Annotated in this window: 35 protein-coding genes; 9 read left to right on the forward strand and 26 right to left on the reverse strand. The window is 68.5% G+C overall.

The window, feature by feature from the left end:
* The first annotated feature begins 84 nt into the window (after positions 1–84).
* From ACFQBR_RS04455 to ACFQBR_RS04490, 8 genes are all read left to right on the forward strand, one after another.
* Positions 85–489, forward strand: coding sequence for a hypothetical protein (locus ACFQBR_RS04455; protein WP_344175550.1), 405 nt, complete (start codon positions 85–87; stop codon positions 487–489).
* A complete protein-coding gene (locus ACFQBR_RS04460) occupies positions 486–731 on the forward strand; it encodes a hypothetical protein (protein ID WP_344175552.1) in 246 nt (81 codons plus the stop codon). Before ACFQBR_RS04455 ends, ACFQBR_RS04460 begins: the two co-directional genes overlap by 4 nt.
* Entirely contained in the window at positions 731–922 is a 192-nt protein-coding gene (locus ACFQBR_RS04465; RefSeq protein WP_344175554.1) for a hypothetical protein, read from the forward strand. Before ACFQBR_RS04460 ends, ACFQBR_RS04465 begins: the two co-directional genes overlap by 1 nt.
* Entirely contained in the window at positions 922–1,392 is a 471-nt protein-coding gene (locus ACFQBR_RS04470) for a single-stranded DNA-binding protein (protein WP_344175556.1), read from the forward strand. The genes ACFQBR_RS04465 and ACFQBR_RS04470 overlap by 1 nt, the downstream gene beginning before the upstream one ends.
* A 325-nt stretch (positions 1,393–1,717) precedes the next feature.
* A complete protein-coding gene (locus ACFQBR_RS04475) occupies positions 1,718–1,882 on the forward strand; it encodes a hypothetical protein (protein WP_344175558.1) in 165 nt (54 codons plus the stop codon).
* Positions 1,883–1,926: 44 nt separating this feature from the next.
* The gene (locus ACFQBR_RS04480) at positions 1,927–2,472 is read left to right on the forward strand and encodes a hypothetical protein (protein ID WP_344175561.1); all 546 of its coding nucleotides are present in this window, start codon (positions 1,927–1,929) and stop codon (positions 2,470–2,472) included.
* Between the two features lie 48 nt (positions 2,473–2,520).
* A complete protein-coding gene (locus tag ACFQBR_RS04485; RefSeq protein ID WP_344175563.1) occupies positions 2,521–3,201 on the forward strand; it encodes a phage minor head protein in 681 nt (226 codons plus the stop codon).
* A 96-nt stretch (positions 3,202–3,297) separates the two neighbouring features.
* A complete protein-coding gene (locus ACFQBR_RS04490) occupies positions 3,298–4,098 on the forward strand; it encodes a hypothetical protein (RefSeq protein ID WP_344175565.1) in 801 nt (266 codons plus the stop codon).
* A 212-nt stretch (positions 4,099–4,310) separates the two neighbouring features.
* Here ACFQBR_RS04490 and ACFQBR_RS04495 read toward each other — a convergent pair whose 3' ends face one another.
* From ACFQBR_RS04495 to ACFQBR_RS04620, 26 genes are all read right to left on the reverse strand, one after another.
* Positions 4,311–4,511, reverse strand: a complete 201-nt coding sequence (locus tag ACFQBR_RS04495) for a hypothetical protein (RefSeq protein ID WP_344175567.1) — start codon at positions 4,509–4,511, stop codon at positions 4,311–4,313.
* A 47-nt stretch (positions 4,512–4,558) separates the two neighbouring features.
* Positions 4,559–5,389, reverse strand: coding sequence for a peptidoglycan recognition protein family protein (locus tag ACFQBR_RS04500; RefSeq protein ID WP_344175569.1), 831 nt, complete (start codon positions 5,387–5,389; stop codon positions 4,559–4,561).
* A 59-nt stretch (positions 5,390–5,448) separates the two neighbouring features.
* A complete protein-coding gene (locus ACFQBR_RS04505; protein ID WP_344175571.1) occupies positions 5,449–5,751 on the reverse strand; it encodes a putative phage holin in 303 nt (100 codons plus the stop codon).
* The gene (locus ACFQBR_RS04510; protein WP_344175573.1) at positions 5,744–5,965 is read right to left on the reverse strand and encodes a DUF7620 family protein; all 222 of its coding nucleotides are present in this window, start codon (positions 5,963–5,965) and stop codon (positions 5,744–5,746) included. Before ACFQBR_RS04510 ends, ACFQBR_RS04505 begins: the two co-directional genes overlap by 8 nt.
* Entirely contained in the window at positions 5,962–6,258 is a 297-nt protein-coding gene (locus tag ACFQBR_RS04515; RefSeq protein WP_344175575.1) for a hypothetical protein, read from the reverse strand. Before ACFQBR_RS04515 ends, ACFQBR_RS04510 begins: the two co-directional genes overlap by 4 nt.
* A gap of 8 nt (positions 6,259–6,266) precedes the next feature.
* Positions 6,267–6,455, reverse strand: coding sequence for a hypothetical protein (locus tag ACFQBR_RS04520; protein WP_344175576.1), 189 nt, complete (start codon positions 6,453–6,455; stop codon positions 6,267–6,269).
* 8 nt (positions 6,456–6,463) lie between these two features.
* Positions 6,464–8,332 (reverse strand): hypothetical protein, encoded by a 1,869-nt coding sequence (locus ACFQBR_RS04525; RefSeq protein WP_344175578.1) that lies wholly within the window; start codon positions 8,330–8,332, stop codon positions 6,464–6,466.
* 1 nt (position 8,333) lies between these two features.
* Positions 8,334–9,602: a hypothetical protein gene (locus ACFQBR_RS04530; protein ID WP_344175581.1), complete on the reverse strand. Its 1,269-nt coding sequence runs from the start codon at positions 9,600–9,602 to the stop codon at positions 8,334–8,336.
* A gap of 17 nt (positions 9,603–9,619) precedes the next feature.
* On the reverse strand, positions 9,620–10,633 hold the full coding sequence (locus tag ACFQBR_RS04535; protein WP_344175583.1) for a hypothetical protein: 1,014 nt from the start codon (positions 10,631–10,633) through the stop codon (positions 9,620–9,622).
* A gap of 9 nt (positions 10,634–10,642) precedes the next feature.
* Positions 10,643–11,533 (reverse strand): phage tail family protein, encoded by an 891-nt coding sequence (locus ACFQBR_RS04540; protein ID WP_344175585.1) that lies wholly within the window; start codon positions 11,531–11,533, stop codon positions 10,643–10,645.
* A complete protein-coding gene (locus ACFQBR_RS04545) occupies positions 11,526–15,020 on the reverse strand; it encodes a hypothetical protein (protein WP_344175587.1) in 3,495 nt (1,164 codons plus the stop codon). Before ACFQBR_RS04545 ends, ACFQBR_RS04540 begins: the two co-directional genes overlap by 8 nt.
* 11 nt (positions 15,021–15,031) lie before the next feature.
* Entirely contained in the window at positions 15,032–15,364 is a 333-nt protein-coding gene (locus tag ACFQBR_RS04550; RefSeq protein ID WP_344175589.1) for a hypothetical protein, read from the reverse strand.
* An 89-nt stretch (positions 15,365–15,453) separates the two neighbouring features.
* Entirely contained in the window at positions 15,454–15,816 is a 363-nt protein-coding gene (locus ACFQBR_RS04555) for a hypothetical protein (RefSeq protein ID WP_344175592.1), read from the reverse strand.
* Positions 15,817–15,902: 86 nt separating this feature from the next.
* On the reverse strand, positions 15,903–16,724 hold the full coding sequence (locus tag ACFQBR_RS04560) for an Ig-like domain-containing protein (protein WP_344175595.1): 822 nt from the start codon (positions 16,722–16,724) through the stop codon (positions 15,903–15,905).
* 83 nt (positions 16,725–16,807) lie between these two features.
* Positions 16,808–17,266 carry a hypothetical protein gene (locus tag ACFQBR_RS04565; RefSeq protein WP_344175597.1) on the reverse strand — a complete coding sequence of 153 codons (459 nt, stop codon included), beginning with the start codon at positions 17,264–17,266 and terminating at the stop codon, positions 16,808–16,810.
* An 8-nt stretch (positions 17,267–17,274) separates the two neighbouring features.
* Positions 17,275–17,556 carry a hypothetical protein gene (locus tag ACFQBR_RS04570; protein ID WP_344175599.1) on the reverse strand — a complete coding sequence of 94 codons (282 nt, stop codon included), beginning with the start codon at positions 17,554–17,556 and terminating at the stop codon, positions 17,275–17,277.
* Complete coding sequence (locus ACFQBR_RS04575) at positions 17,549–17,854, reverse strand: hypothetical protein (RefSeq protein WP_344175601.1); 306 nt, start codon at positions 17,852–17,854, stop codon at positions 17,549–17,551. The genes ACFQBR_RS04570 and ACFQBR_RS04575 overlap by 8 nt, the downstream gene beginning before the upstream one ends.
* 8 nt (positions 17,855–17,862) lie before the next feature.
* The gene (locus ACFQBR_RS04580; protein WP_344175603.1) at positions 17,863–18,243 is read right to left on the reverse strand and encodes a hypothetical protein; all 381 of its coding nucleotides are present in this window, start codon (positions 18,241–18,243) and stop codon (positions 17,863–17,865) included.
* A 1-nt stretch (position 18,244) separates the two neighbouring features.
* Entirely contained in the window at positions 18,245–18,613 is a 369-nt protein-coding gene (locus ACFQBR_RS04585) for a hypothetical protein (RefSeq protein ID WP_344175605.1), read from the reverse strand.
* A 1-nt stretch (position 18,614) separates the two neighbouring features.
* Positions 18,615–19,016: a head-tail connector protein gene (locus ACFQBR_RS04590; protein ID WP_344175607.1), complete on the reverse strand. Its 402-nt coding sequence runs from the start codon at positions 19,014–19,016 to the stop codon at positions 18,615–18,617.
* Between the two features lie 14 nt (positions 19,017–19,030).
* Positions 19,031–19,216 carry a hypothetical protein gene (locus tag ACFQBR_RS04595; RefSeq protein WP_344175609.1) on the reverse strand — a complete coding sequence of 62 codons (186 nt, stop codon included), beginning with the start codon at positions 19,214–19,216 and terminating at the stop codon, positions 19,031–19,033.
* Complete coding sequence (locus ACFQBR_RS04600) at positions 19,216–19,560, reverse strand: hypothetical protein (protein WP_378552148.1); 345 nt, start codon at positions 19,558–19,560, stop codon at positions 19,216–19,218. Before ACFQBR_RS04600 ends, ACFQBR_RS04595 begins: the two co-directional genes overlap by 1 nt.
* Complete coding sequence (locus ACFQBR_RS04605) at positions 19,553–20,620, reverse strand: major capsid protein (RefSeq protein ID WP_344175613.1); 1,068 nt, start codon at positions 20,618–20,620, stop codon at positions 19,553–19,555. The genes ACFQBR_RS04600 and ACFQBR_RS04605 overlap by 8 nt, the downstream gene beginning before the upstream one ends.
* Before the next feature lie 15 nt (positions 20,621–20,635).
* Entirely contained in the window at positions 20,636–21,319 is a 684-nt protein-coding gene (locus ACFQBR_RS04610; RefSeq protein ID WP_344175615.1) for a hypothetical protein, read from the reverse strand.
* A gap of 51 nt (positions 21,320–21,370) precedes the next feature.
* Positions 21,371–22,897: a phage portal protein gene (locus tag ACFQBR_RS04615; RefSeq protein WP_344175617.1), complete on the reverse strand. Its 1,527-nt coding sequence runs from the start codon at positions 22,895–22,897 to the stop codon at positions 21,371–21,373.
* 116 nt (positions 22,898–23,013) lie between these two features.
* Positions 23,014–24,153 carry a PBSX family phage terminase large subunit gene (locus tag ACFQBR_RS04620; RefSeq protein ID WP_378552256.1) on the reverse strand — a complete coding sequence of 380 codons (1,140 nt, stop codon included), beginning with the start codon at positions 24,151–24,153 and terminating at the stop codon, positions 23,014–23,016.
* On the opposite strand from ACFQBR_RS04620, the gene ACFQBR_RS04625 reads away from it, so the two are divergent.
* A complete protein-coding gene (locus tag ACFQBR_RS04625; RefSeq protein WP_378552262.1) occupies positions 24,092–24,259 on the forward strand; it encodes a hypothetical protein in 168 nt (55 codons plus the stop codon). The genes ACFQBR_RS04620 and ACFQBR_RS04625 overlap by 62 nt on opposite strands.
* The last annotated feature ends 25 nt before the right edge of the window (positions 24,260–24,284 follow it).

The following is a 24,284-nucleotide window of genomic DNA, read 5'->3' on the forward strand; positions in this document are numbered from 1 at the left end:
GACGGCTCAGATGGACTGTCAGCACCCCGAGTCACACTCAAGATTCCTGAGCGTCTGACGCTCACCACAGCCCCGGGAGGGGACATGTCCGACACCGACCTCCTACGAGAAGCCGCCGCGAAGGTGCGCGAGACCGCGAACGCCGCCACCGACGGCCCGTGGAAGCCGCATGACACCCACCTGGACATGGGCGGTCACACCGCGACGATCCTCACCAAGCGCGCGGGGCTGGCCGACACCGGGCTCGTGGCGTGGCTGCCGACGTTCTCTCACAGGCCGTGGGATGAGAAGACCAACGCGTGGGCGAACGCGACCCACGTCGCCCTGTGGCACCCCGCCGTCGCGAAGGAGATCGCGGCGATGCTCTCCTGCGCCGCCGATCTCGACCCGTCCGACCGGGAAACCGTCGCCCTCGACCGGTGCGGGATGTGCGGCACCGCGCACCTCACCGACATCGCGCTCGCCCTGACCTCGAAGGACCCCCGATGACCCCCACTGACGTTCAGGTCGCCGCTGTGATGGCCGCGATCGTCGCCCCGGACAGCGAACAGCCCCGCAGCGTGGCCGTGGAGTTCCAGCGGTGGCAGCTGGAGCAGACCATCCGGCGTGCGTGGCCGTACATCGCAGTACAGGTCCTCGCCGCCGCCCCGTGCGAGCACGGCGTCGAGCTGGACATGTGCGACACCTGGGAGTGCTCGCAGCGGCTCAACGAACTCGACGAGGAGGCGTGATGGCCGTTGTCCGTCACGGCGACCACACCCACCGCCTCGCCCCCGCCCGCGAAGACCCCGACCGGGGATACGCGACCCGGCGCACCCGCACCGTCTGCCGGATCCCGCTCAACGAAGCCACCATGCCGCCGCTACCCGCAGGCACGACCGTGACCTGCCCCCGATGCACCCGACACACCAAGGAGAACTGATGTCCCTTCCGAGCATCACGCACACGTACCGCCTCGCCGCCGACCCCGAAACGAAGTTCCTCGACGACGGCAAGCCCATGGTTCGCCTGCGTCTCGCCGCGAACGCGAACCGGAAGAACGACGCTGGCCAGTGGGAGAAGACCGACGAGCTGTTCATCACCACGACCGCGTTCGGTGACCAGGCTCAGGCCATCGCGGACGCGAACCTGTCCAAGGGGCAGGAGGTGATCGTGTCGGGTCGTCTGCGTACCCGCTCGTGGGAGCAGGAGGGGCAGAAGCGGTCGGCGATCGAGATGAAGTTGGACGCGATCGGTCCGAAGATCTCGGCACCCCGCCAGCAGCAGTCCGTCGGCGGGTCCGCGGCGAACGGGGCCTACGGCCAGCAGGGCGGGTTCTCCGGTGGCCAGCAGCAGGCCGACCCGTGGGGTCAGGGCGGCCGGCCGGGCTTCAGCGAGGAAGCGCCGTTCTAGCGATGACCGCTCTGCGTGGCTTAGACGGGGTGGGTCGGATGTACGCGGTCGTGTGCGCTTCCTGCGGCACCGACCACCGTTCCCGGCTCACCCCGCGCACCGCATCGGACGCCCGCCATCTCGCCCGGAAGGACGGGTGGCGGGCACCCACCTCGAAGCAGAAGCGCGGTCGGGACCTGTGTCCTGACTGTCGGGAAAGCACAAGCGGCGGGCCAGGTCCCGTAGGACCCTAAGTGGCAAGCCCGCCGCCGCGCTGATTGAAAACTCACAGAGAGCTTCGCGGGAGAGCGTAGCGCCCCTAGCCGTACCAAGGAAAGGAGACCTGATGGACACCCTCGACCGACTCACTGCCGCCCTGCACGCCGAACTGTGTCGCCTCCACGACGTCACCCCCGAAGGATGGTCGCTCACCGGGGACTACGCGGCACTGCGGGACGACGCTGAGCGGCTGGCGGAGGTCGCGGTGAAGGTCATGGAGGAAACGGAGTGACGAAGGGGCGGCCCGTCCCCGCCCCACTCGCGAGAAGATGAAGCATGGAACCCCTCGAAGTCTTCACCCAGCTCTCGGGCGTCCTCCTCGGAGCCACCATCGGCTGGGGAGCGACCGTTCTCCAAGCCAACCGGGCCCACCGCCTCCAGGTCGAACGTGACCGTCAGGTCCACTACGAGAAGCTTCTTCGCGTTCTTCACGAAGAACAGAACCGGCCATTCGAGCACGGCGAGTACGGCCGGTTCAAGGAGGTCAGGTACCTCCTATCTACGATTCCTTCGTCCAAGAGTCGCCGTGAGAAGCGCCGAATTCAGGAAGTCGAAGAGCAGTGCGTGAAGGCCATCGAGTGGGCTGAGAGCTACGAAGATGACGCCTTCACGCACTACGTGAAGGTGGACCCTTATGCGGCCCACCTTGCCCTGATGGACCATGCCATCAAGGTCGTCGGCGCTGCTTTCCACGGGCAACCGTTGCCGGGGCCGCCAACCCTTTACGAACGTCTTGAGGCTGCCATGCCAGAAGTTGAGGAGTTTCACATGGCCCACAACGCGGCGAGGGAGGCGGACGAGCGCGAATCCGGAGCGTCATGAGACCTGGTCGAACAGGGGTACCATCCCCGCAGACCAAAGGAGGTCAGGGTGACCACGCCGACGCAGACCACCCCCGCCCAGCAGCTCGACGCCGCAGAGGCGCAGGCCGACGCTGAGATCCAGGCGATCATCACCGCTGCGGTCGCGGCGGGGCTCAGTGGTGCGGCGGTTCTCGCTGTCCTCGCGGCGCTCACGGGGGCGGTGTCAGCGGCGGCGCAGCGCGGGTTCACGGTGGGCGCTCAGATCGTCCTACAGGGCGCGGCGGGCAGGCGGGCACGGATGCGTCAGCTCGTTGTGGAGCCCCTGCCTACGACCGTTGAGGCGGACGTCAGGGCGGTCGTGGAGGACGTTGCGAGGCGCATCGACTCAGCCATTGCGGGGGAGCCTCCCGACACGACGACCGCGCCCGTCACGGTGTCGCCCGCTGCCGTGGAGTTGGCCCGTTTCCGGCGGCGGATGCGCATCCTCGCCATCACCAAGATCCACCAAGCGGCATCGAGCGCCACCTACTCCTACGCGCGCTGGCTCGGACTCGACCTCGAATGGGTCACCCGGCGCGACGGGAAGGCATGCGCGGTGTGCGGCGCACTCAATGGGCGCAGGGTCCCGAGCGGCGAGAAGTTCGCCAACCCTCGCAGGCCCGGCGTTCCCCGCAAGTTGTGGGCAGGGTTCGAGGGATTGCCTCCAACTCACCCTTCGTGTCGGTGCAGGGTGATTCCCCGGACATGAGGAAAGGGCCCGCATCCCCCGATGGCAGGCCCTCTCCAACTGCCGAGAAGATCGCTCTTCCCCGTGGTCACATAGTACGACCACGGGGGAGATTCCATGACGTACCTGCTTTGCCGCCTGTGCTCCGCCGAGATGGACTCCGGCGTGGTGTGCTCACCGTGCGTGGGCGCGATGATGGCGGACCTGAGGGCCCTGTGGGCGACCGGGGACCTGCACGGCCTGGACGTCGACCTCGACATCGCGATCGCCCGACAGAGCCGCTTCGGCGGCGGTGGAGGCGGGCGCGGCGGGGGCGACGAGATCCCCATGTTGATCGATGACAAGGCGTCTGACGTGCGCCGCTACCTGCACAGCATGCTGTCCACGTGGTGCAGGGTCCTCCTCGCCCAGAGCGGCGGGAAGGCCCCAGCGGACACCATCCCCGCGATGGCGCAGTGGCTCCACGGGCAGGGCGTCCTCATCCGCAGCGCTGAGTGGGGCGACGAGTGCGTGACCCAGATCCGGTACGTCGTCCGCGAGGTTCGGCGGTGTGTGGACCGGCCGGCGGAGCGCATCTACGCCGGACCCTGCCCGGACTGCGGCGGGAAGGTGTACGGGCTCGCGGGGGCGACGAAGGCGTGGTGCCGGGTGGAAGGGTGCGAGGGTGAAATCGAGGACCCGGAGGCGCGGCGGGACGCGGCCGTCAAGCGGGCAGTTGCGGCGGCGCCGGAGCGGCTCGTGACCGCTGCGGAAGCGGCGATGGCCAGTCGGGCGCTGGGGCGGCAGATCACCGACCGGTACGTCCGCAAGCTTGCGGCGGAAGGGAAGATCCACGCCGTGCCCGGGTCGAAGCCGGCGCGATTCCCGCTCGGGGAGATCATGGCCTTCCTCGACCGGAAGAAGACGGCAGCGGCCTGACCCCGGGCATGACGAAAGCCCCCGCCCTCCGAAGAGGACGGGGGCGAGGCGCGTCAGGACTCGCGTGCGCGGCGCGCTTCTTCTCGGGTCAGCTCAGCTCCACAGGACACGCAGATGCGATCTCCCGTGTCCATGCCTGCTGAGCGTTCCTTCTTCGTTTCCCGGTGCGCGCACTCTTCGTCTGCCATGGGGCAGATCCTAGAGGCGACGGGTCAGAGGCCGCGCTTGGCCTCGACGTCAGGGCGGGATGTGTGGGGGGCGAGGTACCCGGCGGCGAAGGTGACCACGAGGCTGACGACACCGACGACGACTGCGTCGAGCGCGGACAGGTCCACGTCGGGGAGCAGGCCTGCGGCGAGCGGGGTGAGGATGGACGCGATCGCCGCTACGACGACCTTCACTTCAAGACGCATGATGCTCTTCTCTCTCAGGGTGGGTTACAGCCAGCTCCAGCCGTTGCTCACGTGATCGCCTCCTCCCATGCGGCCTTCCAGGTGGCGGGGCCGACGCGACCGTCTCGGGCGAGCTTCTTCTCGCTCTGGAAAGTCCTGCACACCAGCTCGGACTGGGGCCCGTAGAAGCCGTCGACTGTGATGGTCCAGCCGCGGGCGCGCATCTGCTTCTGCCATTGCTCAGCGGCCTTGGTCTTCTTGACGGGAGGCTGGAGCAGCACCGGCCCGGGGAAGCTTGGGGCCTTCGAGGTGGGAGGCTTGGGCTTCGGTGCGGGCGCCGGCGTGGGCTGGGTGGGCTTGGGGACGGACGGCGTGTCCTTGCCCCAGGTGGCCTTCTTGGTGAACGTGCCGTCCTTGACCATCTTGTAGGCGCGGTCGCCGGGGCACGAGGTGGCGATGAAGTCGCGGTGCCCGAGGACCTTCCCGCTGATCGACGAGGCGGGCTCCATCAGCCACTCGCGGAGCTGCCGGACAGCGTTGATCTGCGCGTCCGTCACCTTGTCTTTCGGGCCCGTCATCAGCGTCACGGAGTAGTGGGAGGAGTTCCCGCCGGGCTGCGCGGCCTGGACCTTGAAAAGCCCGCGGCCTTCCATGACGTACCCGTGGCTGCAACATCCCCAGCTGTAGCCGATGTCCGCCCATCCGCGGGAGGGGCCTGTGTGGAAGCCGCGGGTTCTCTTCCAGTAGGCGACGCACGCCTTGTGTTCCTTGTCGGCGAGGTTCTGGTCGCTGGAGTCGTAGTGGATGACGAGCCCGGACTTGGGATTCGCGGCCGACGCGGGGCTGTTCTTGGACCAGCCGAAGTCGGACCGCCACTGGAGTTTGTCGGGCTGGGGCATGGTGCCTCCTGGGCATGGGAAAGCCCCGGGCATGCCGGGGCGTATGTGGAGAAATCGGGCTAGGGCTTCGCGCGCTCGCGGTGCTTCCCTCGGCGGATCGCCCGGTGCAGCACCCACCCGCCCGCGAGAGCGAACAGCGCCGTCAGGAACACGACCAGCCGCACGAGTTCGTGCAGGTAGAAGTCCCCGAACCACACCCGGACCGCCACGAGCACGGTGATCAGGACGATGGCCGCGAGGGTCGTCATGACGATCCGACCCCCGGGGTTGGTCCACCAGCGGACTCCCATGGCGTAGTCGAGGGCGAAGCCCAGCGCGATCAGCGCCAGAACGGTCACGGCCACGTTGCCTGCCTCATACATCTGCCCCTCCCTCGCCCGTGAGGGCTTGCCAGATCAGGGGTCCGAAGTGGTTCTCGGTGCGCTGGATCTTGAGGCGGGTGGCGATGTCGCGCACCTCCTCGTCCAGTGCACGCGTCTTGGCGACGCTCTTCTCGGTGCGGGCGCGAGCCTTGGCGACCTCGTCAGCAGTGACGGGCGGCGGGTCGAAGCGCCGACGGCAGATGCGCCACTTCATGAGCCCTCCCCGGGCCGCTTCTCCACGAGACGCCGGATCTCCTCCAGGACGTGCGCGGAGGTTTTGCCCGACTCTAGGAGTTGGGTGATCTGGGAGGCCGTCAGGTCCGCGCGTACTTCCTGTCGGTCGATGGTGCCTTGCTGCTGCTCGATGATGCGGTCTCGTGCGGCGAGGAGCTTGTCGACGATTCCCCCGGGCACGAGCCTGCCGGTGAGGATCATGACGATGCCGAGGGACAGGAGCCCGCCCGCTCCGAGCTGAAGGAAGGGCGCTAAAGCGGACAGGGCGTCCAAGAGGCCTCCTACTCTCCGGGCTGAAGCGGCGGCGGCGGGGGCTCGTCGCTGTAGTCGTCACCCTCGCCGGGAGGCGCGAGGTCCTCGGGGTCCAGGTCCGCCGGCGGGTTCGGGTCGGAGGGGTCGACGGGGATGGGAGTGAGGGGCGGCGGCTCAACCGGGTCGGGTGTCGGCTGCTCAGGGGTGGGTTCTGACATGGGCTCTCCTACATGAGTGGGGTGATGAGGATGTGGTTTGCGAGTGCGGTGTCGAAGTACGCGACGGTGCCGCTGGTGATGCGGTACAGGGGGGTGAGGGTGTAGTCGGCGTTCGCGGTGAGGTTGAGCGTGTCCGAGAAGTACGCGGACTGGCTGGACCCGAACCCGGCCCCGGCGCTGCGCACGTAGGCGGCGCGTTTGAGGCTTCCGGCGACGGTGGACCCGCCGGAGAGGCGGAAGCCCAGTGCGATGCTGGATGCGTCGGAGGCGTTGTTGAGGCCGCACATCATGATCTCGACCTTGATGCGCCCCGACCAGCCGGTCTTGAAGGCGAAGGGCGCGAACGTGCCCGACGGGAAGTCGTAGAAGCTGCTGCCCGTGGAGAACGACGTCAGTGATCCGAGGAGTTCGCCGCGCACGGGTGCGTGTCGGGCCGCGTAGATGCTGTGGGTGTCCGCGAGTTGGACGCTGCCGTCCGTGGTGGTGTCCGTGGATCCGCTGACCAGCTCGCCCTGAAGGTAGTGGATGCGGGCGGCGTGGTTGATGACCGTGCTGGCGCGGGCGGTATTCGCCCCCTCCACGTGGATGATGCTGCGTCTGTCCGAGCCCGCTCCCGACGTCGACACAGGGGACTGGAGGCTGAGCGTGGGCGCGTCCGTGCCTGAGCGACGGAAGGCGTAGATGGTGCCAGGGATCGCGGGCGGCTGTCCGACGGCAGACGGCTCCGGTGTGGCGCTCACGCCCGCCCAGGCGTCCTGTGCGGTGATGCGCAGGTCTGACCCGGTGCCGCCCCGGGCCTGTACCCGGGCCTCGGTGGGCAGGGCGACCAGGGTTAGAAGCGGGCTCGTCACGGTGTCCGTGACATTGGAGAGGAGGTTGACCTGGCACGACCCGGGGGTCGCCAGCATGCCGCCCGCCGGCGTGGTCGACGACCCGGCGTCCCCCCACACGGAGAATTCTGCCTGCCCTGAGGTCGAGGCGAGCTGTGCTCGCGCACCTGCGGGGGAGACGACCTGGGTTCGGACGACGCCGCTGACGTCCTCGATGGCGCCGGTCGCGCCGGAGGAAGACGTGAGGCTGAAGCGACTGCCGCTGATCTCGGACGCGACGATGTCCCCGGAGAAGACCGCATTGCCGCTGGCGTCCACGGCGAAGACCAGGGCGTTCGACTCGTCGTAGCCTCTGAGGCCGTCCTGATCGATCTCGACCCGTGCGCCGCCGGGGATCCCGCCGATGATGGTGGTCGCGAGGACCAGGAGCGCTTCGAGCTTGTCCGCAGTCACGGCCCCCGCCTTGATGTGCACCGCTTCGATCGAGTCGGCTTCGAGGTCGACCCCGGAGGTCTGCAACGGGGTCGCAGCCACCTCGGCGGACGGGTCGCCCTGCACACCGCCGGTGGTCACCGGGATGAGCACCACGTAGTGCGGCACGTAAGGCAGCGGCACCACCGGGAGCATGCCGCCCTCGCCGGCGCGGCGGATGGATCCGACGTAGGTCGCGGCGGACGGGGTGAACCCCGACGTCGTGCTGATGTGGACGGCCATGTGGTCGAAATCGACGGGGATCGCGGGGTCGCCGTCGAGCAGACCGTCCCACGTCACCCTGAGGCCACCAAGGGAAGGGGTCACCTGCGGGGCGGTCGGCGCGGACACCGGGTCGCCGCCCTCGGTCACCAAGCCCACGGCGCCGTCCACCCAACCCCACCGGCCGCGGAGAGCACCGGTCTCGTCGCGGGCTTCGATGGTCTGGCCTTCCTCCAAGCTGCTGTTCGCGAGTTGGCCGGCGCGCTGTCCGCGCTGGAGAGTCGTCACCTCGGAGCGGAGCTTCGCGACCTCGCGGGCGTACTCGGCGATGGCGCGTCGGGTTTCGGCATCCACGTCAGGCACCTCCGGGGTAGTCGAAGCGGTCGGACCTGCGGCACGTCACGGTGACCTCGCCGGTCTCGGGTGCGATGTCCAGGGCGGTGATGCGCACCCACAGGCGGGTTGGCATCCACCCGGCGCGGGTCTGTACGAGGACGTCGTCGCCCACCGAGAAGGACCCGATGGCGGCGTTGGGGTGGTCGCGGACGGAGAAGCCCAAGATGTCGACGACCTGCGACCAGCGGCGCAGCTCTTCCTCCGCGACCGCCTTGCACTCGGCGACGGTGCTGAGGTCGGGCCGGTCGACCGACTTCGCTCGGAGGAGGCGACCGTCGCGCTTCGAGACCGTGGACCTGAGCTGCTTGGAGCCTTCCCCGGAGCCGTAGACCGTCACCGAGTTGGCGTAGTCGTCGCCGTCCCTGCGGACCGCGACCAACTCGCTGATGTTCGCGCCCTCGATGAAGACTTCGCGGGTGAGCCTCTTCCCGAGTCGCGGGTAGCCGAAGTGGATGTGGCGCACCACGGACTCACGGGCGGCGTCGGCCCATCGGAGGGATTCGAGCCAGTCGAACGGGGTCTGTGTCGCGAGGGTGGTGACCCTCTGCCCGATCTCGATGTCGTCCCACCACGGGAGCTTGTACTCCCAGTAGACCGTTTTTCCGGTCGCGCCGACCGGCTTCTTGTCGCGCCCCGGGTTCCAGATGCGGTCGATGGGGACCGGGTTGGGTGCGACCTCTTTCGCGGGACCCAGGCTCCCGTCTTCCTTGAGCGCCCTCGTGTTGTGCCACTCGCCGAGACGGTACGGAGTCGACGTCGAGTCCAGGGTGACGCCCAGGTTCCCGTCAGGCTGGCCTTGCAGCCACCCCCACAGGGCACGGACCACGTCCAAGGGATCGACGCCGTTCCCGGTAGTGCCGTCGGTCTTGCCGCCGAAGTCCAGGTTGTTGCGGAGCGGCTGACCCTCCAGCCACCCGGACACCCCGGTCATGTCGAGCGCGAGCTTGGGCCCGGTCGCGGTGATGCCCGTGAGGATCCCGCCGCCCCGCAGCTGCCCGCTGGCTTCGGCGACGATCATGGTCTGCCACAGATCCAGGACGAGGCCGCCGTCCGGAGTCTTGAGTGCCTGGTACTCGGGGTCGATCGTCGCGGCCATGCGTCCGGGGCCGGACAAGGTGGTGGTGAGACGGACGTCCGAGAGCGGAAGCTCCCTGTGAAGCCATTCGCCCGTGAGGACGTTGAAGGCGTAGTACCGCCACGCGCTCGCCGGAGGGAGAGGTTCCTGCAAGGGGAGCACCGGACCCCCTACAGCTCAGCCTGAGGCGCCGCCTGCTCACGAAATTCGAGGTCGACCGCAAAGTTCGCCCAACCGTCCGCGACGAGGTATCGGATGCGGTCGGCGTCGGACTTGGCGTACATCCTCAAGTCGCACGCCATGCCGCGCATCGCGGTCGGCACGTTCATCTGAGCTGCAAGACCGATGGAGCATCGGTAGCCGTTGGAAGCGGATGTCGCGTTGAAGTTGAACGCCGTCGCGGCCGTGTTGATGACGTTGCCGCCCGACCCCACCAGCCCAACCCGCACCTGTCCGCGCGCGTCGTAGTTGCCGCCCGTGCCGTCGATGGGCGCGGGGTACATGACGTTCAGCCAGTCGGCGCGGACCTGTACCTGTGTGGCCCACTCGGGGATCGTCACAGTCCAGTCGTGCTGTGGCCACCGCTCGAAGTCGCTGGTGAAGTCGGCGTGGTCGTCTCGCCCGTCCTCCAGGCCCTGCCCGCGCTGCACGCGGAGCTCGCGGAGCCGCTTCGGGTTGGCCATCTGCCGAACGTCGGTGATCATGCCGGACGTGATCGTCGCGGTGTTCGCGGGGATGTCGAGTCGGGCGAGCGCGACCCCGGTCGTCCCCGGCGGGACGTCGGTGGTGGTGGGGTCAACGCCCTCGATGACGCGGAAGTAGTAGACGGGGTCCGTGGTGACGTCATGCGTCCACGGGGTTCCGGAGATGTTGGGGTCCTCCACTCGGAGGATCACCAGGTCAGAGCGTCCACCACCCGACCCGGTAGGCGACACGGCGATCTCGGCGTCGCCGACGTTGAACGCGAAGTAGCTGCCCTGGAAGCTCGCTTCCGCCCCCAGGATCGTCGCCCCGCCGGAGGTCGCGCGGACGCTCGTGCCCGGGACGGTCAGCGGAAGGATCTGAAGGTGGGAGGAGTCGACCACCCCATTCCTCGACGCCGTCCCCGACTGAAGCTGAAGGCGGGCGATCCGCGACGACGACTGCGCGCCCTCTACCGCCCAGGAGTCCATCTCCAAAGCCATGCCGGTCTCCTAGGGGGTCTCGTAGGCGTCGCGCCACTGGATGGTGCACGTGGACTGGCCGGACAGGTCCGTGCCGCGGTATGCGAGAACGGTCTGCCCGACCGGAAGTCGGAAGTCCGACAGGGCGGCGCCGCGGGCCACGCCGGCGAAGCTCGCGCCATCGTCACGGAGGATGGTCTGCGCCCACGGGCGGGTGTCGATGGTGATGCTGCGGTCTGCGGCGAGGGTGGTGTCGAGGCGGAGGATGCGGCCGGTGCCGACGAGCTCGATGCTGGGTTGCGCGACCGGGCCTCGGATGGTGATCACGGGCCACGAGGGCTTGTTGCCCGTGTTCACCACGGCGTCTTGTCGGACTCCCTGCGCACCCCAGGTGATCGGCCATGTGACAGGCCACGTGATCCCGGTGCCTGCGGCGGTGACGAGGGTGAGGGTGACGGAGTTGCCCGCACCGTCGACGCCGTCGGCGTAGAAGGCGCTGTCGAAGGTCTGGAAGGTGGCGGTCAGCTCGACCACACCGTTGTCGCGTTGCCTCTGAGAGGACGGTGTGAGCCGTCTAGGCCTCCCGTAGGCGATCATCGTCGGGGACCCGGGCAGCCGCATCCGCAGTGGGATCACGGCCCGTGGCGTGGCCCTGGTCGTGCTCGCGTCCCACACGGTGGCGAGCTGCGACCACGCCGATCGGGAGTCCGCGGCCGTGGTGGTGTCCGTCCACAGGTCGAGGGTGATCGTCCGCCCGTCCTTGTAGTCCAGGCCGGCCTGTTCGCCGTCGGCGCCCGGGGTGGGCTGGTCTCCCAGCCGCATCCCCGGGTCGCCGATGGTGATGTCGTCGGACTGGACAGGGGTGAGGTCGCCGAAGACGATCCCGCCCAGCTCGTACTGGCGTTCTTCGAGGTCAGCCATCGGCGTACCTCCCGCCCTTGCTGATGACCCGGATCTCGTGGGTCATTGTGTCGGCGAGTTCGCGGATGCCGTCGTCGGCGCTGTGCAGGTGGAAGGACTGGCTGCCGACGAGGGGGGAAGCAGGTGTGCTGCCGCCCGCCTGCGTTGTGGCCTTGCCTGCGGTGGCGAGCATCCGCGCCGACTCGGCGTTGGAGTAGACGCGCGCCGGGTCGTCGAAGCGGGCGAGCTCGGGGCCACGTTCGCCGACGACCGCCCACCCTGAGGCGACGCCGCCGTCCGCGTACCCTGCGATCTCCCGGATCTGCCGCACCAGCGGCGACATCCCGGAGCGTTCGTCCTGCTCGCGGTCCTGCCTGACAATGTCCGCGATGGACACCAAGCCACCGGAGGCGAAGCCCGCGGCCGACCAGTTCGGGCGGAAGATCGAGCCTCCGCTGTACGGCGCCGCGGTGACGTTGTTGGACTGGTTTCCGCCGATGCGCCGGCCGCCACCTGGTGACGCGATCAGGTTGACGTGCCGCGTGCCGTACACGGCGACGTCGCCGGGTTGCGGCGAGTTCGTGCGCGGCATGCCGCTCGTGTAGTAGTCACCGGTCCACGCGGTCCGAGCAGCGCCACCGAGCGCCCGGCTTGCACCTGACTGGGCGAAAAGCCACGAAATGAACATGGCGCACCAAGGCGCGCCGTTCATCCCGTACCACTCGGTGATGGCGTTCCTGTTGTTGCCGCCCGACTCCGGGTACCTGCCCAGCGACGCCTCAGCGAGCCCGACCACCCCCCGCGGGCCCTGCATGCTGTTCTTCCAGTCCTCGGCCATGCTGTCGCCGATACGGCCAATCAGGCTGTTGACGAGCATGTTCCACTCGGGGCGGACGTCCCGGCGGTGGTCGTCGACGATGTCCCACGGGTCGGAGCCCGAGCCTTGGGAGGACCTGCTGACTCGACCTCCCGTCGCGTACTTCTGGACGGGGATCTGCTTGTGGCGGAGGGCTTCCATGAAGTCCACGCCGTAGTGGTCCACGACGTGCGTGGGCTGGACGAACTCGCCGTCGCTGAGCATCGCGGGGATGCTGTCGGAGGTCGCCGTACCGGGCCCGGACACGAAACCACCGGTGGCGTAGAACGCGGGCGCACCGCCGCGCGGGCTGGTGTGCGAGCTGTTCTGTGTCGGCGACGTGGTCCACGTGCCGTTGGCCGCGACCCGGATCGCCGTGTTCACCGACGACGGGATGCCGAGGTACTCGTCTGCGAGGTCTTCGGCCTCGGTCGCGGTGAGGCCCATCTGGCGGGCCACACGCACGAACTCCTCGCGCCCGCGCGCCGCCGTCGCAGTCTGCTCCTGGATGCTTTCGCCGTTGAGCCTTGTGGCCTCCGTGTTCGCGATGGTGGTGTCGCGGATCTGGCGTAGCGAAGCCTCGTTGGCGCGGCCCTGTTCCGTGTTCAAGTCGAGCGTCGCACCGTTGGTGGAGAGGCTGTCCGTGGCAGCGTCCACGGCTGCCTGGAAGTTCGATTCGGCCTCGACCGCGCCGACGTGCGCGCCCGTGAGAGCGTCCAGAGCGACCTTCAAATCCCTGGCCTGGAAAGCTCCCTCCGCCATGGCCGTGTTGACGGCTTCCTGCTGGGCAGCGGTCTCGCCCATCGCCTCCGTGCTGCGCTGGTACTCGGCGGTCGCTTCGCTGACCGCGTCGGACTCACCGTTGATCGCCAGTCGCATCTCCGCGATCGACCGGTACTGCGAGTCGTACTGCTCCTGGGTGAGCTCACCGGCCGCGAGACGCTCCCCGAGGATGTCGAGTTGTTCGTTCAGCTCGCGGTTGAGCTGCTCCTGAGCACCGGTTTCGCCGAGGGCAGCGTCAGTGACCCGGTCGAGGCTGAGGCCGAGCGCATCAGCGGCTTCGAGTACCCCTTCCATTTCCAGGGTGGAAACGGCGTGCGCCCGCGCGTTTTCACCGATAGCGCCGCTGTCAGCCTTGATCGCAGCGGTGTATTCCTCGACCTTTTGCCGGGCCTCCTGCTTGCGGGCGGCGAAGATGCCGAGTGCGGCTATCGCTCCGGTGATGGCGAGGCCCCATGGTCCGCCGAGGGCGCCGACGGCTCCGCCGATGGCACCGCGGAATCGGCTGGTGCTGGCTGCCGCCCCGTCGGCTTCTGGGGCGACGGTTCCGAGACTGCTGGTGTACTCGCGAATGCGACCCGGGATCTCCCGCATGGGCTGGATGAGGCCCTGATTGACCCGCCCGAACAGCTGGAAGGCAACCTGTGCGGTCTTCGCGGCGATGGCAGCCTGGAGCAGCCACGGGGCCGTCTCAGCGACCAGGGAGATCGCTTCAGCGAAGACGGTGAGGCCCTGCGCGTAGATGGTGCCGAGCGGCCCGATGGCCACACCGACGTCGATGGCGGCGGTCGCGATGGACCCGAACATCTCGGTGAAGACGGGGCCGTTGGCCAGCGTCCACTCGATGAAGTCGGTGAAGTTCTCGGCTTCGTGGCCCCACTCAGCGAAGCGTGCGGTGGACCGCTCAAGGCCGGGAGCGACCACGGTCCACAAGGGCTCCATGTTCATGACGAGCCCGGCGACGCCGCTGGTGAGGTTGCCGATGGAGCGGCCGAAGGTGATCGTCGACGGGTTGGCCTGACGGGAGATGAAGCTGAAGAAGCTGGTCCACCGGTCGTTGCCGAGGGCCGCTTGTGCCTCGTTACCGAGCGTGTTGAGCGCCGAAGCGGTGCGGTTCGTCGCGGGAGTCAAGGCCCGCAAGCCGACGTTGGCGACGTCGAGGCCGGACGCAGCGGCCTGAAGGACGGGGCGGTCGGTCTCTGCGCGGAAGGTTCGCCACGACGCGGTGAGTCCGCCCATGGAGTCCTGGAACACGCGCTGCTGGATCGTGAGATCGCCGGTTGCGGCGTTGGCTTCGCGGATCGCGGGAACCGCGGCCAGAGCAAAACCCGCCGCGCCCACACCAGCGGCAACGAACCCGCTCGCGACCGCGCCCAGACCCCCGGCGAGCGCACCCACGGCGGGCACGAGCGGGGGGATGAGGGTAGTGATCGCGAGGACCCCGGCGGGGGACACGTCAGAGAACGGGCGCTGCTGCCCACCTCCGCTTCGGGGCGTGCTTCCGCCGCCCCCTCCACCCGGAGGGGTGGAGGGGGTTCTCGGGGTGATGGGTGCGACCGGCCCGCCGCCGCTGGTGTTGACGCGCATGTTGATGACGCGGCCGTCCAGCCGGTCCGCTGCCTTCTCGGCACGGACCAGGGAGGCGAGCGCGGTGCGGGTGTCAGCGGACACGGTGATGCGCGGGGTACGGCGGCCCAAGTTGTCGACCTGGCGGCGGAAGGCGTCGAGCTCCGCCTTGGCCTTCGTCGAGTCGAGTCCGACGGGGATGTCCATGCCGCGGCCGGCGTGCTTCTGAAGCTCGGCGCGCAGCCGAGGTCCGAAGCGCTTGAGGTCGGGGAGGACGTCGACCCACACTGAACCGGCGTCGGGCATAGCGACACCCCCTATTCGGCTGGTGGTGTCTTCACGAGCTTCAGGTGCCGCTTCGGTGGCGCAAATCTTTCGAGGTACGCCTGTTTGCGCGGGTCAGGGCGACGCGACTGCCGCTCCTGCGCCTTCTCGCCCTTCGCGGCGGGCACCGGGTACGGGTGAATGTCCGGGGGTTCGCCTTTGAGGCGACCGCCGACCCACATGACCCGCATGAGCGCCTGGATCCGCGAGTCGAGCAGAGCGATCTGGTCGTTGGTCTCGTTCCACGGGCGTCCCGGGTCGCGGCCAGTGAGTGCCGCCCGGGTGCGGGGCATGCGCGCCATGTCGTGGATGACGAGGAGGACCATCCGCCGCATAGTGATCCGGCCGGCGTAGAAGTCGATCAGGTCGACGCCACGGTCGAGGAGATCGAGCTCGACCTCACGGGGATGCTCCTCTAGGACTGCGAGGAGCTGCTGCCTTCCCCCCGGGTGGCCCCAGCCATGTCGTCGAAGTAGCGGATGACACGGCCGACCTCGCGGCTGCTGTGGTCGAGGAAGTCGTCCATCTGGGAGGAGTCCGCGAGAGCGCCCTTCGCCCACGCCATGATGTCGCCGACCGCGAAGGCGACGTTGGCCTTGTACGGCCACTCCGACAGCGGCTTGAAGGTGAAGGCGGTGCCGTCGCCCATGACGAAGGTGGCGTCCTGCTCCATCGCTTCGGAGATCTGTGCGCCCTTGTTGTCGGGCAGGTCGGCGACAGCGATCGCGCCAGCAGGGGCGGAGGTCTTCTTCGCGGCGGGCTTTCGGGCAGCGGTCATGACGGAACTCCTTGTGTTCACGCAGGTTGAGCGCAGGTGGTTGTAGGTGGTCGGGTGCACCTGCGCGGACACCCGACCACCGGTCCTTAGGCGGTGACGGTGACCGCGAGGGTGTCGGACACACCCCGGTAGGAAGCGGTGATGTTCGCGGACCCGGCGCCGACCCCGGTCACGGTGCCGTCTGCGTCGACGGTCGCGATGAGGGGTGCGGAGGTGTCCCAGGTGGCGTCAGCGGACGCGTCGGTGTCCTCGCCGTTGTAGTAGGTGGCGGTCGCGGTGAGCTGGATGGTCGCGGCGACAGCGACGGTCGTTGCGGTCCCGGCGACTTCCAGGGTTTCCACGGGCAGCCACATGCCGTCGCTGAGGTAGAAGCGGTTGAACATGAGGCCGTCGCTGGCCTCGTATACCGTCCAGGTGAGGCCGCTCGCGGTGACGTTCTCGGCGTTCTTGGACCTTTCGGCGCGGGTCGTGACCTCCGCGATGGCGGCGACGGTGCGCTCGTGAGCAACGCCATCGAAAGTGTCGACCGCGAGCATGTACTTCTTCTGCCCGGTGGGCCGGTACACGGGGTAGGTGATGATGCCGCCGGGCAGCTCTTCGAGAGCGCTGAGGTCGACGTTGTCGTAGAGCGCCTGGGTGTAGGGGTTGACCTCCCACATGGGGGTGGTGAACGTCTTGGTGACGCCCGTGATGTCGGTGCGCACGGGGCTCTTGTAGCCGAGGGGAGTCTTGGCGTTGCGCTCTTCCTCGTAAGCCTCGGTGAGCCCGGCGGGGTCGATCGCCCCCAGGTCCCACCACTCCGGCCCGAACGCGTCCAGACCCTCCGGCAGCTGCGAGCCGAGCGGTGCGACGTAGCACTTGCCGCCATCGGTTCCATAGGCGCGGATCGCGTTGACGTTGTCCGCCATGTCCCCTCCTGGGGTGGTCAGCCCTGGTGCGGGCATGGAAAAACCCCGCCACCATGAGGCGTCGGGGTGTGGTCGAAGGTGGGTCAGGTGACCCTGAAGGGGCGCAGGTACAGTTCGCCCGTGAAGCTCAGGGCGAGCAGGTTGGTGTTGTCGTCGCGGAAAGGTGCCGGGTTCGACTGGTGGCGGACGCACCCGACGGTGGCCGCGCCGCCCGGCGTGTACGTGGTCGCCGGGAGAGTGATGGTCTGCCCGGACATGGCCGCGAAGTGCGCGGACACGTACCCGGCGAGGTCGATCGCGCCGGGTCTCCCCGTGGCCTCGTCCACGCGGACGATGCACTGGATTCGGGCGATGTCGTGCACCCGCCTGTCAGCGGGCGGTGATGGGAGCCGCACGAACTGGACGATGGGCAGCAGCCCGTCGAAGAGCTCGGGCTCGGGCAACTCGGAGCAGACCATGCCAACAGCGCCGCCGAGGCGTGCGCGGTGCCAGGTGATCGCGACCAGCTCAGCGTCCGGATAGAGGATGACGGGCAGGGCCACGACGCCCCCTAGCTGCGCTTGGGTGGCCGCCAGGACGACGGCGGGGCCTTGCTGTCCAGGTACGCGGCGACCTTCTGCTTCTCCTCAGCGGGCACCTCAGGGGCCTGCGAGTCGACCAGCCGAACCGCGTGCGCGGGGATGGTCACGTTGATGCCCGACGGGTAGCCCGGTGCCGCCATGACGCGCACACCCGACTCGTCCACGGGGACGCCGAGTGGGCTGCCGTCGATGAGGATGCGGAGGACGTCCCCGAAGCGCTCCACCTCAATCAGGCGGGGAACATCAGCCATCGGTGGGCTTCTCCGTCTTCGCTGGCGTGGGCCGCTTCGGGAGGGGCTTCGAGGCGGTGGGGGCGGCGTCGAGCTCGGGGCCGGGCTCGCTGACGACCTTGGCCTTGGGCTTGTCGGCCTTGGGCTTCGACGCCTCCGCGATCTTCACGGCCTCCTCCGCGCTGACCTTGACGATCTTGCCCTTGCCGTCAGCGACGATGCCCTCCGCCTCGGAGCTGGACACGTACACGGTCTCGCCCTGCGTTCGCTTCGTGCCGTCGGGGGCCTTGTGCGGGTAGCCGATCTTGACGTGCGGCATGGTTCTCCTCAGGTGTGTGTGGTGCCGCGCGCCGCCAACTCCAGCGCCTCGGCCATGTTGTTCGTGGCCTGGGTTCCGGGGTGACGGACCATGGCCACCGGATGGGCAGCGCCGGGCCACCACAGGGCGCCGGCCGTGCGGGGCCGGATGATGTGCGGACGCGTGCCGTCCTCGATCCACGCGCTTTTGCGGTCGCGGGCGATGACCCGCCAGCCGTGAGGCTCCAGACGCTCCGTGTCGATGCTGGACACGTAGTCTCCGCGGTCGACGGGGCCACGGCCTTGGGCCATCGCCTGCACACGGCGGGCGCGAGCCCGGATGTCGTCATCCACGGGACCCCAGCTGCCGAGCCGGTTTATCACCTGCTGGTTGAGTTCGACGCGGCCCATATCAGCCCTCGATCCAGTCGCCCTTGCAGATCATGTGACCGAGACCGCCGACGTCGGGGAGCTCGAACGGCTCCCCGTTGATCTGCCAGATGCGCCCGTTGATTTCCAGTCCGTCCGTGGCGAGCACGTCCGTCCCAGGCTGCAAGAACACCTGCGCCGACTTCGACAGCTGCTCCCTGCCGCCCCTGCGCTCCTCCTTGGTGGCCAGTGACGCCCCGAGCGTGGCCGAGTCCGGCTGTACACAGGCGTCGAAGGGGCCTGTTCGGACCGCGTTCGCCCAGTCCTTCGTGGATCGCGACCGGTTGCCGTGCGCGTCCTCCACGATCGGAGGGCGCAGTACGTACACCTCGTCGGTGATGATCGGCAGCACGTCACACCACCCGGGGGTGGGCGGGGATCAGCCCCTCGATCCGGAGGAGGGACACAGCCTGCGTCGAGTAGACGTCCTCCACGACCGCGCCTGTGGTCGGGTTGGTCGCGTAGGTCTTCGACACCTTGTCGACTTTGACCGACGCGAGCTTGCCGCCGGGGTCGGACGGGACGTTGCTGCCCTTGGGCTTGAAGCTCGCCTGAGCGCACGTGGCGTCCCGCAGGATGCCCGCGACCCGTTCATCCGTGGGCTTGCCGTCGGCGTCCGTCTCATAGACAGCACCGATCAGCAGCCCGTCGATGGTGAGAGAGGCGTCCCGCAGCGCCGTCACAGCACCCGCAGGCGGGGCGTCGAGACCGAGCCACTCAGCGAGCTCCTCGGGGGTGGCGTACACAGGAGCCACGGGACACCTCCCCTCTAAGCGATGACGCCGCGGTCCCGCAGAGCGGGCAGCAGCACCGTGTTGATGTACGTGACCAGCCCAGCGGCGTCCGTCGCGGTCGTGTTCGCGACCGTGGGGGCGTCCCCCTGAAGGGCACCCTCCTCCAGCGCGGCAATCTGGTCTCGGATGATTCCGGTGAACTCACCGGCGACGTGGCTCATCAGCTCTCCTCCTTGTCGTTGGCGAGCTCCTGGAGCTCTGCCTTGGTGAGGTCAGCAGCCTCAGCCTCAGTGAGGTCCGTGGTCGCGACCACGTAGGCCACCCACGTGTCCTTGGAGTCGGCCTGCTTCGGCTTCTCCGGGGTGGCGTCCTCGGCGGGCGTCTCCTCCGGCTGCTCCTCGCGGACCTCGGTGAGCGTGTAGCCGCGGCGGCGCATGTACTCCACCGCGGCGAAGTGCGTAGCGTCGTCCACGTGAGCTCGACCCCGGTAGAAGGTCACCCCACCGACGACGCCGTTGTAGCCCTTCACGGGAGATGTCACGTCGTAGCGCATGCGATCACCCACTCACGCGGACGTTGCGGAGCACACCGCACGCCTTGGTGTTCTTCAGGACGACTGCGGCCGGCCCGATCTCCAGCTCGCCGGTCTTCACCGCGCCGGGGGTTTCCCACTCGGGGGCGTAGAACTCCACGAGGGGCGTCGACGCCATGGACACGCCGTGGAAGGCGTCCATGCCGAAGCTGACCGCGTACAGGTCGGTCATGCCCGCAAGGGAGCCACCACCGCCCGCACCGTCGGTGTCGCGGGCCTCGATCGGGATGATCGGCCCGGACCCGTCGAAGGTGTCGCCGATGTCCATGAGCACCCACTGGCCGTACATCTCGACGTGGCGGCCCATGTCGTCCCGCTCAGCGGTGTACATGCCCGCCCACCGAGCGAGGCTCTTGATGCGGGTGATGCTCTTCGTGTTGCCGAGGATGGCCTTGCGGCCGGGCGGGAGCGCTCCGGGCTGCCCCTGGTCGCCGCCGCCCGTGGTGGAGGGGACGATCTTGGACAGCCAGTCGTCGAGGATGTCGAGCTGCGCCATCGCGAGCGCCTGAGTGTTGACGACGGACCCGCGCCAGTCCAGGTGGCCGCTGGTGACCCCGTTGGCGAGGGGCAGGTACTCGGTGTCGGTGCCGGTGAGGCTCTTGTCGAGGCCGTCGAAACCCAACGTGTTCACGGCGGTGTCACCGTGGATGATCTCGTTCTGCCACGCGATCGTCGACCCGGTGATGAGCTGCTGGGTCTGGAACGTCATCTCGTTCTGAGCGGCCGGACCCAATGCCCTCAGCTTGCGGTCCAGGGTGAAGCTGCCACCGAACGGCTTCAGCGACACCGTGAACTGCTCACGTTCCGCCATGTCAGCGGGGTACTCGGTGTTGAACGCACGGAACGACGCCCCGCGGGCGGTCTTCAGTCGGGTGTACCCGTAGATGAGGGTGCCGCCCCCACCGCCCGGGGTCGCGGCGTCGTCGAAAATCATCTGATCCCACAGCCACGAGTAGCGGCGAAGGTTGTCGATGACCTCGTGTTCGATGTCGTCTCGGGCGTTGACCTGCGCCATCGCCATAGTGACGGGCATGTTCTCTCCTAGCGGTTAGCCGCCGTAGTGGTTACGGAATGCGGCGTGGAGCCCGATGGGCTTTCGGACGCGCTGCTCGCCGGGCCCGCCGGAGAAGTCCGCGCTTGAGGAGGCCGCCACCTGGGCGACCCGATACTTCGGGTTGGAGTCGACGGTCTGCTTGACCAGGTCGCTCACGGTCGCGGCGAAGTCGTCCGCCGCGGGGTCTAGATCGCCGAGCTTCGTCGCGAAGCTGCGGCTGTCGAGCAGCACGTCGACGTCCGCGCCGTGCTCACGGGCGGCACGCTCAGCGGCGCGCTCCACGGTGAGCTGACGGAGGGCCGTGTCCCGCTCGGTGGCCTGCTGCTGAGCGGCGGTGAGCTGCGCGGTCAGGTCGTCCACCGACGGGGGCTTGTCGTCCTGCACCAAGCCCAGCGCTTTGCCGAGCTTCCCGGTGAGTTCGTCGACCGCGTCCTTGGCTGCCTGCTGCTTGGCCGTGGTGCGGTCGCTGGCGTTCTCGGCGCGGAGCTTGCGGACCATCTTCGCGAGGTCAGCGGACGACAGCTCGGAGAGGTCATCGGAGGCGGTGGGCTTGGTCGGCTTGGGGTCCGGCTTCGCCTGCTGCTGGGGCTGCTCCTGCTGGCCGGTGTCGGCCTGCGGGGGAGCGGTGGTCGTGGTGGTGTCGGCGGCTTCGGGCGCCTGGCCCTGCTGCTCGGTCACGTGGTCTCCAAAAGGAAGAGGCCACCGCCCGGGTGACCTCTGGATGGGTTGCTATTCGTCCCGCTCAGGCGGGGAGTTCTCGGCGGTGTCGCCGGGTGGTGTGTCCTGCCCGTTGACGAGGCCGGCGGAGACCATCGGGTCCACGGCCGGGTTCTCGTCCTGGATGCGCTGAACCTCTTGGGCGACCTGCTCGTCGTCCCAGTCCTTGTGGGCCATCCGGATCTTGATCTCCGTGGACACGGCCTGCGCGTCAGAGAGGAGCTGGATGGTGCGAGCGGTCGCCTCGGGCGCGTCCTGAACGCCATCGGGCCATTCGACCGTGGGTCGCTGCGGGGTGACGTCGGTCCCCAGCTGGGAGCGGTCCATCTCCAGCACGACCTCAGTGAAGCTGGCCAGCTCCGGGGTCACGTAGCCGATCTTCCGACTGCGGGTCGAGAAGCTCCGCCGCTCCCTGTGCTGCACCTCCGTCGCGGTGATCGCGAGGTCACCGGACTCACCGAAGGTCTGAGCGGAGTAGCCGCCACCGCGCACGATCTGCTCCGTGAGCGCTGTTGCTGCGGCGAGGTGTTCATCCACACGGATCGCGAACTGGACCTGGGTGATCATGTCCGTGAACTTGTCACCCGCACCCTGCAAACCAGTGAGAGGGGTGAACACCGACCGGGACATGTCGAAGCTCGCGCCTTGGCCCCGCCCGTGGGTGTCGAGGAAGCTCGTGGGCACCAGGAGGCGGGCCTTGCCGGAGTCGATGTCCTGGAGGAGCGACGACCACGTCTCGTCCAGGGCGTCCATGAAGTGCTCGACGCCGGAGTAGTCCGACCGTCCGAGCGGCGTGCCGCGGATGATGCGATGGGGTCGCATGTTCGGGATGTACACGACGGCGAGACGTCGCGCCCCGGTGGGGATGCCGCCGTTCGCGTCAACCTTGAACCCGATGGTCTCGGGGTGGTCAGCGAGCGGGAGTTTCCTGCCGAGACTGTCCCTGTTGCCCTCGTAGAGGCCGTGGTAGACGACGCCGGGCTCATGGCGCTCAAGGTGGCGAAGGACCGTGTTGTCGTCCCGGTCCTCCAGGACCCGCCACAGGGTCACCGCGACCAGGCGGCCGGCACGCCATTCGGGTGCGGCACAGTCCGGGGCGATGGCGTCGACGAGCGGATGGTCCGCGACGGTCTTGTCCCAGCTGGCACGCAAGAACACGCCACCGTAGGCGGACGCCAGCTCCGATGCTTCGAGGAGCGCGGCGTGCATGCCGCCTTCGGTCATCAGCCAGTCGATGCGGTCCTGGGTGACCTTGTCGGCCGTCTGGTCAGCGACAGCGAGCGTGGGGGCTTCCCCGAAGAGCAGGTCAGCGGACACGGAGCTGATGTCGCCGGCGAGGGGCACGTGAAGCTTGATCGTTGCCTGTTCGGGGCTGGGCGGTCTTCCCCACCACCACCGCGCGACGGTTCCGACGACCCCGCCGCGGTACTGGGAGGGCCGCGGCTGCGGGGACATCCGGTTGTGTCCGCCGCCTCCGCCGTAGTACGCGGCCAGCTGGTCGGGGTCACCGGAGTACCAGGCACCCCATGCGTCGTACAACGCCCTGGGCCGGTCGGTTTCGGCGGGCGGCCATGGCACGGAGCGGTCAGGGAGCGGCACCACACACCCCCATCTCACTGGTAGTAGTCATCAGGCCCGGGGATCTCCGCACGTGGTCACGCAGCGAGGTCAAGAGGGTCGATCAGATACGGGCGCCACAACGCCTCGGAGGTCGTCAGGGCGTACCGGCCGGCGTCGAGACTGTGGTCAGCGGTCTTGATGGGGGCGTCGAGGCCCTTCTCGGTGGCTTTCTCGTCCCAGCTGTAGCCGCCGACCTCGTTGATCCACCCGGAGCACCGGTCCGAGACGAGGAGCTGACGACGGGCGAGCAGCGTCGCAACCATCGAGATGCCGTGCGCGACATCGTTGTGAGCAGGCGACGTGGCCAGACCGTCCTGATGCAGCTGCACCCGGAACGACGCCGCGGCGGGGTCGACGGCCACGTACTCGACGGGGAGGCGTGCACCGTCGGGGAGGTGGGGGCGGTCCATCCACTCCAGCAACCGGGCCGACTGCTGGGCGTCGGTGAGGCGCTGGGTGTCGCGGCGGGGTTCGTGTCGGTACTCGTCGACGAGGAACAGCCGGCCGTCCTGAGCGATCCCGAGGAGCAGTCCAGCGCTGGCGTTCGTTGTGCCGTAGTCCACGCCGAGGCACACCAGCCGCTCCATGGCGGGCAGGTCCGCCCAAGGCACGACGTGTTCGTCGGGGTCCCACATGTCGTAGACAGCGCCCTGACCAGCGATCCAGTCTCCGAGGATGAACCTGCGGAACCACAACCCCGTGTACTGGCGTTTGAGCAGGTCCACGTAGCCCGTGTCGAGGCTGGGGTTGTCGTCCAGTGTGAAGTGCCAGTGCCGCATCCCGACCTCATCGGCGCGGAGCACGAAGTCTTGCCTCAACCAGTGGCCCGGGTGGTCGGGGTTCGTGGTGGCCAGCAGTTTCGCGCCCTTCACACGCAGGCGGCTGATCAGCATCATCCAGAAGCTCTGCGGCACGAGTGTGGCCTCGTCCACGTAGCTGAGCGCGATGGTCGCCCCGCGGATCCTGCCTTCGGAGCGGGCATCTGACGCGCCCACCAGGTGCACGGTCCGGCCGAGGATGACAGCGGTCGTCGACCCGGGCGTGTGGTGGATCTGGCCGGCGAGCACACCGAACAACTCGGGCGCGGACAAGGGGTCGAGCAAGTTGCGCTCGATGGTCTGTAGCGTCCGCCCGACCATCACGATCAGCCCGGTCGACGGGGCGCGGGTCAGCAAGATCAGGAACGCCAGCAGGCTGCTGATCGTCTTGCCGCTGGAGACCGCTCCCGACCACAACGCGATCTGCGGGGTCGACATCGACCCCACGATCGACCGGATCTGAGCGGGCGACAGATGCCCGGTGAGAC

Source organism: Nocardiopsis tropica, assembly GCF_042660575.1.
Classification (GTDB): domain Bacteria; phylum Actinomycetota; class Actinomycetes; order Streptosporangiales; family Streptosporangiaceae; genus Nocardiopsis; species Nocardiopsis tropica.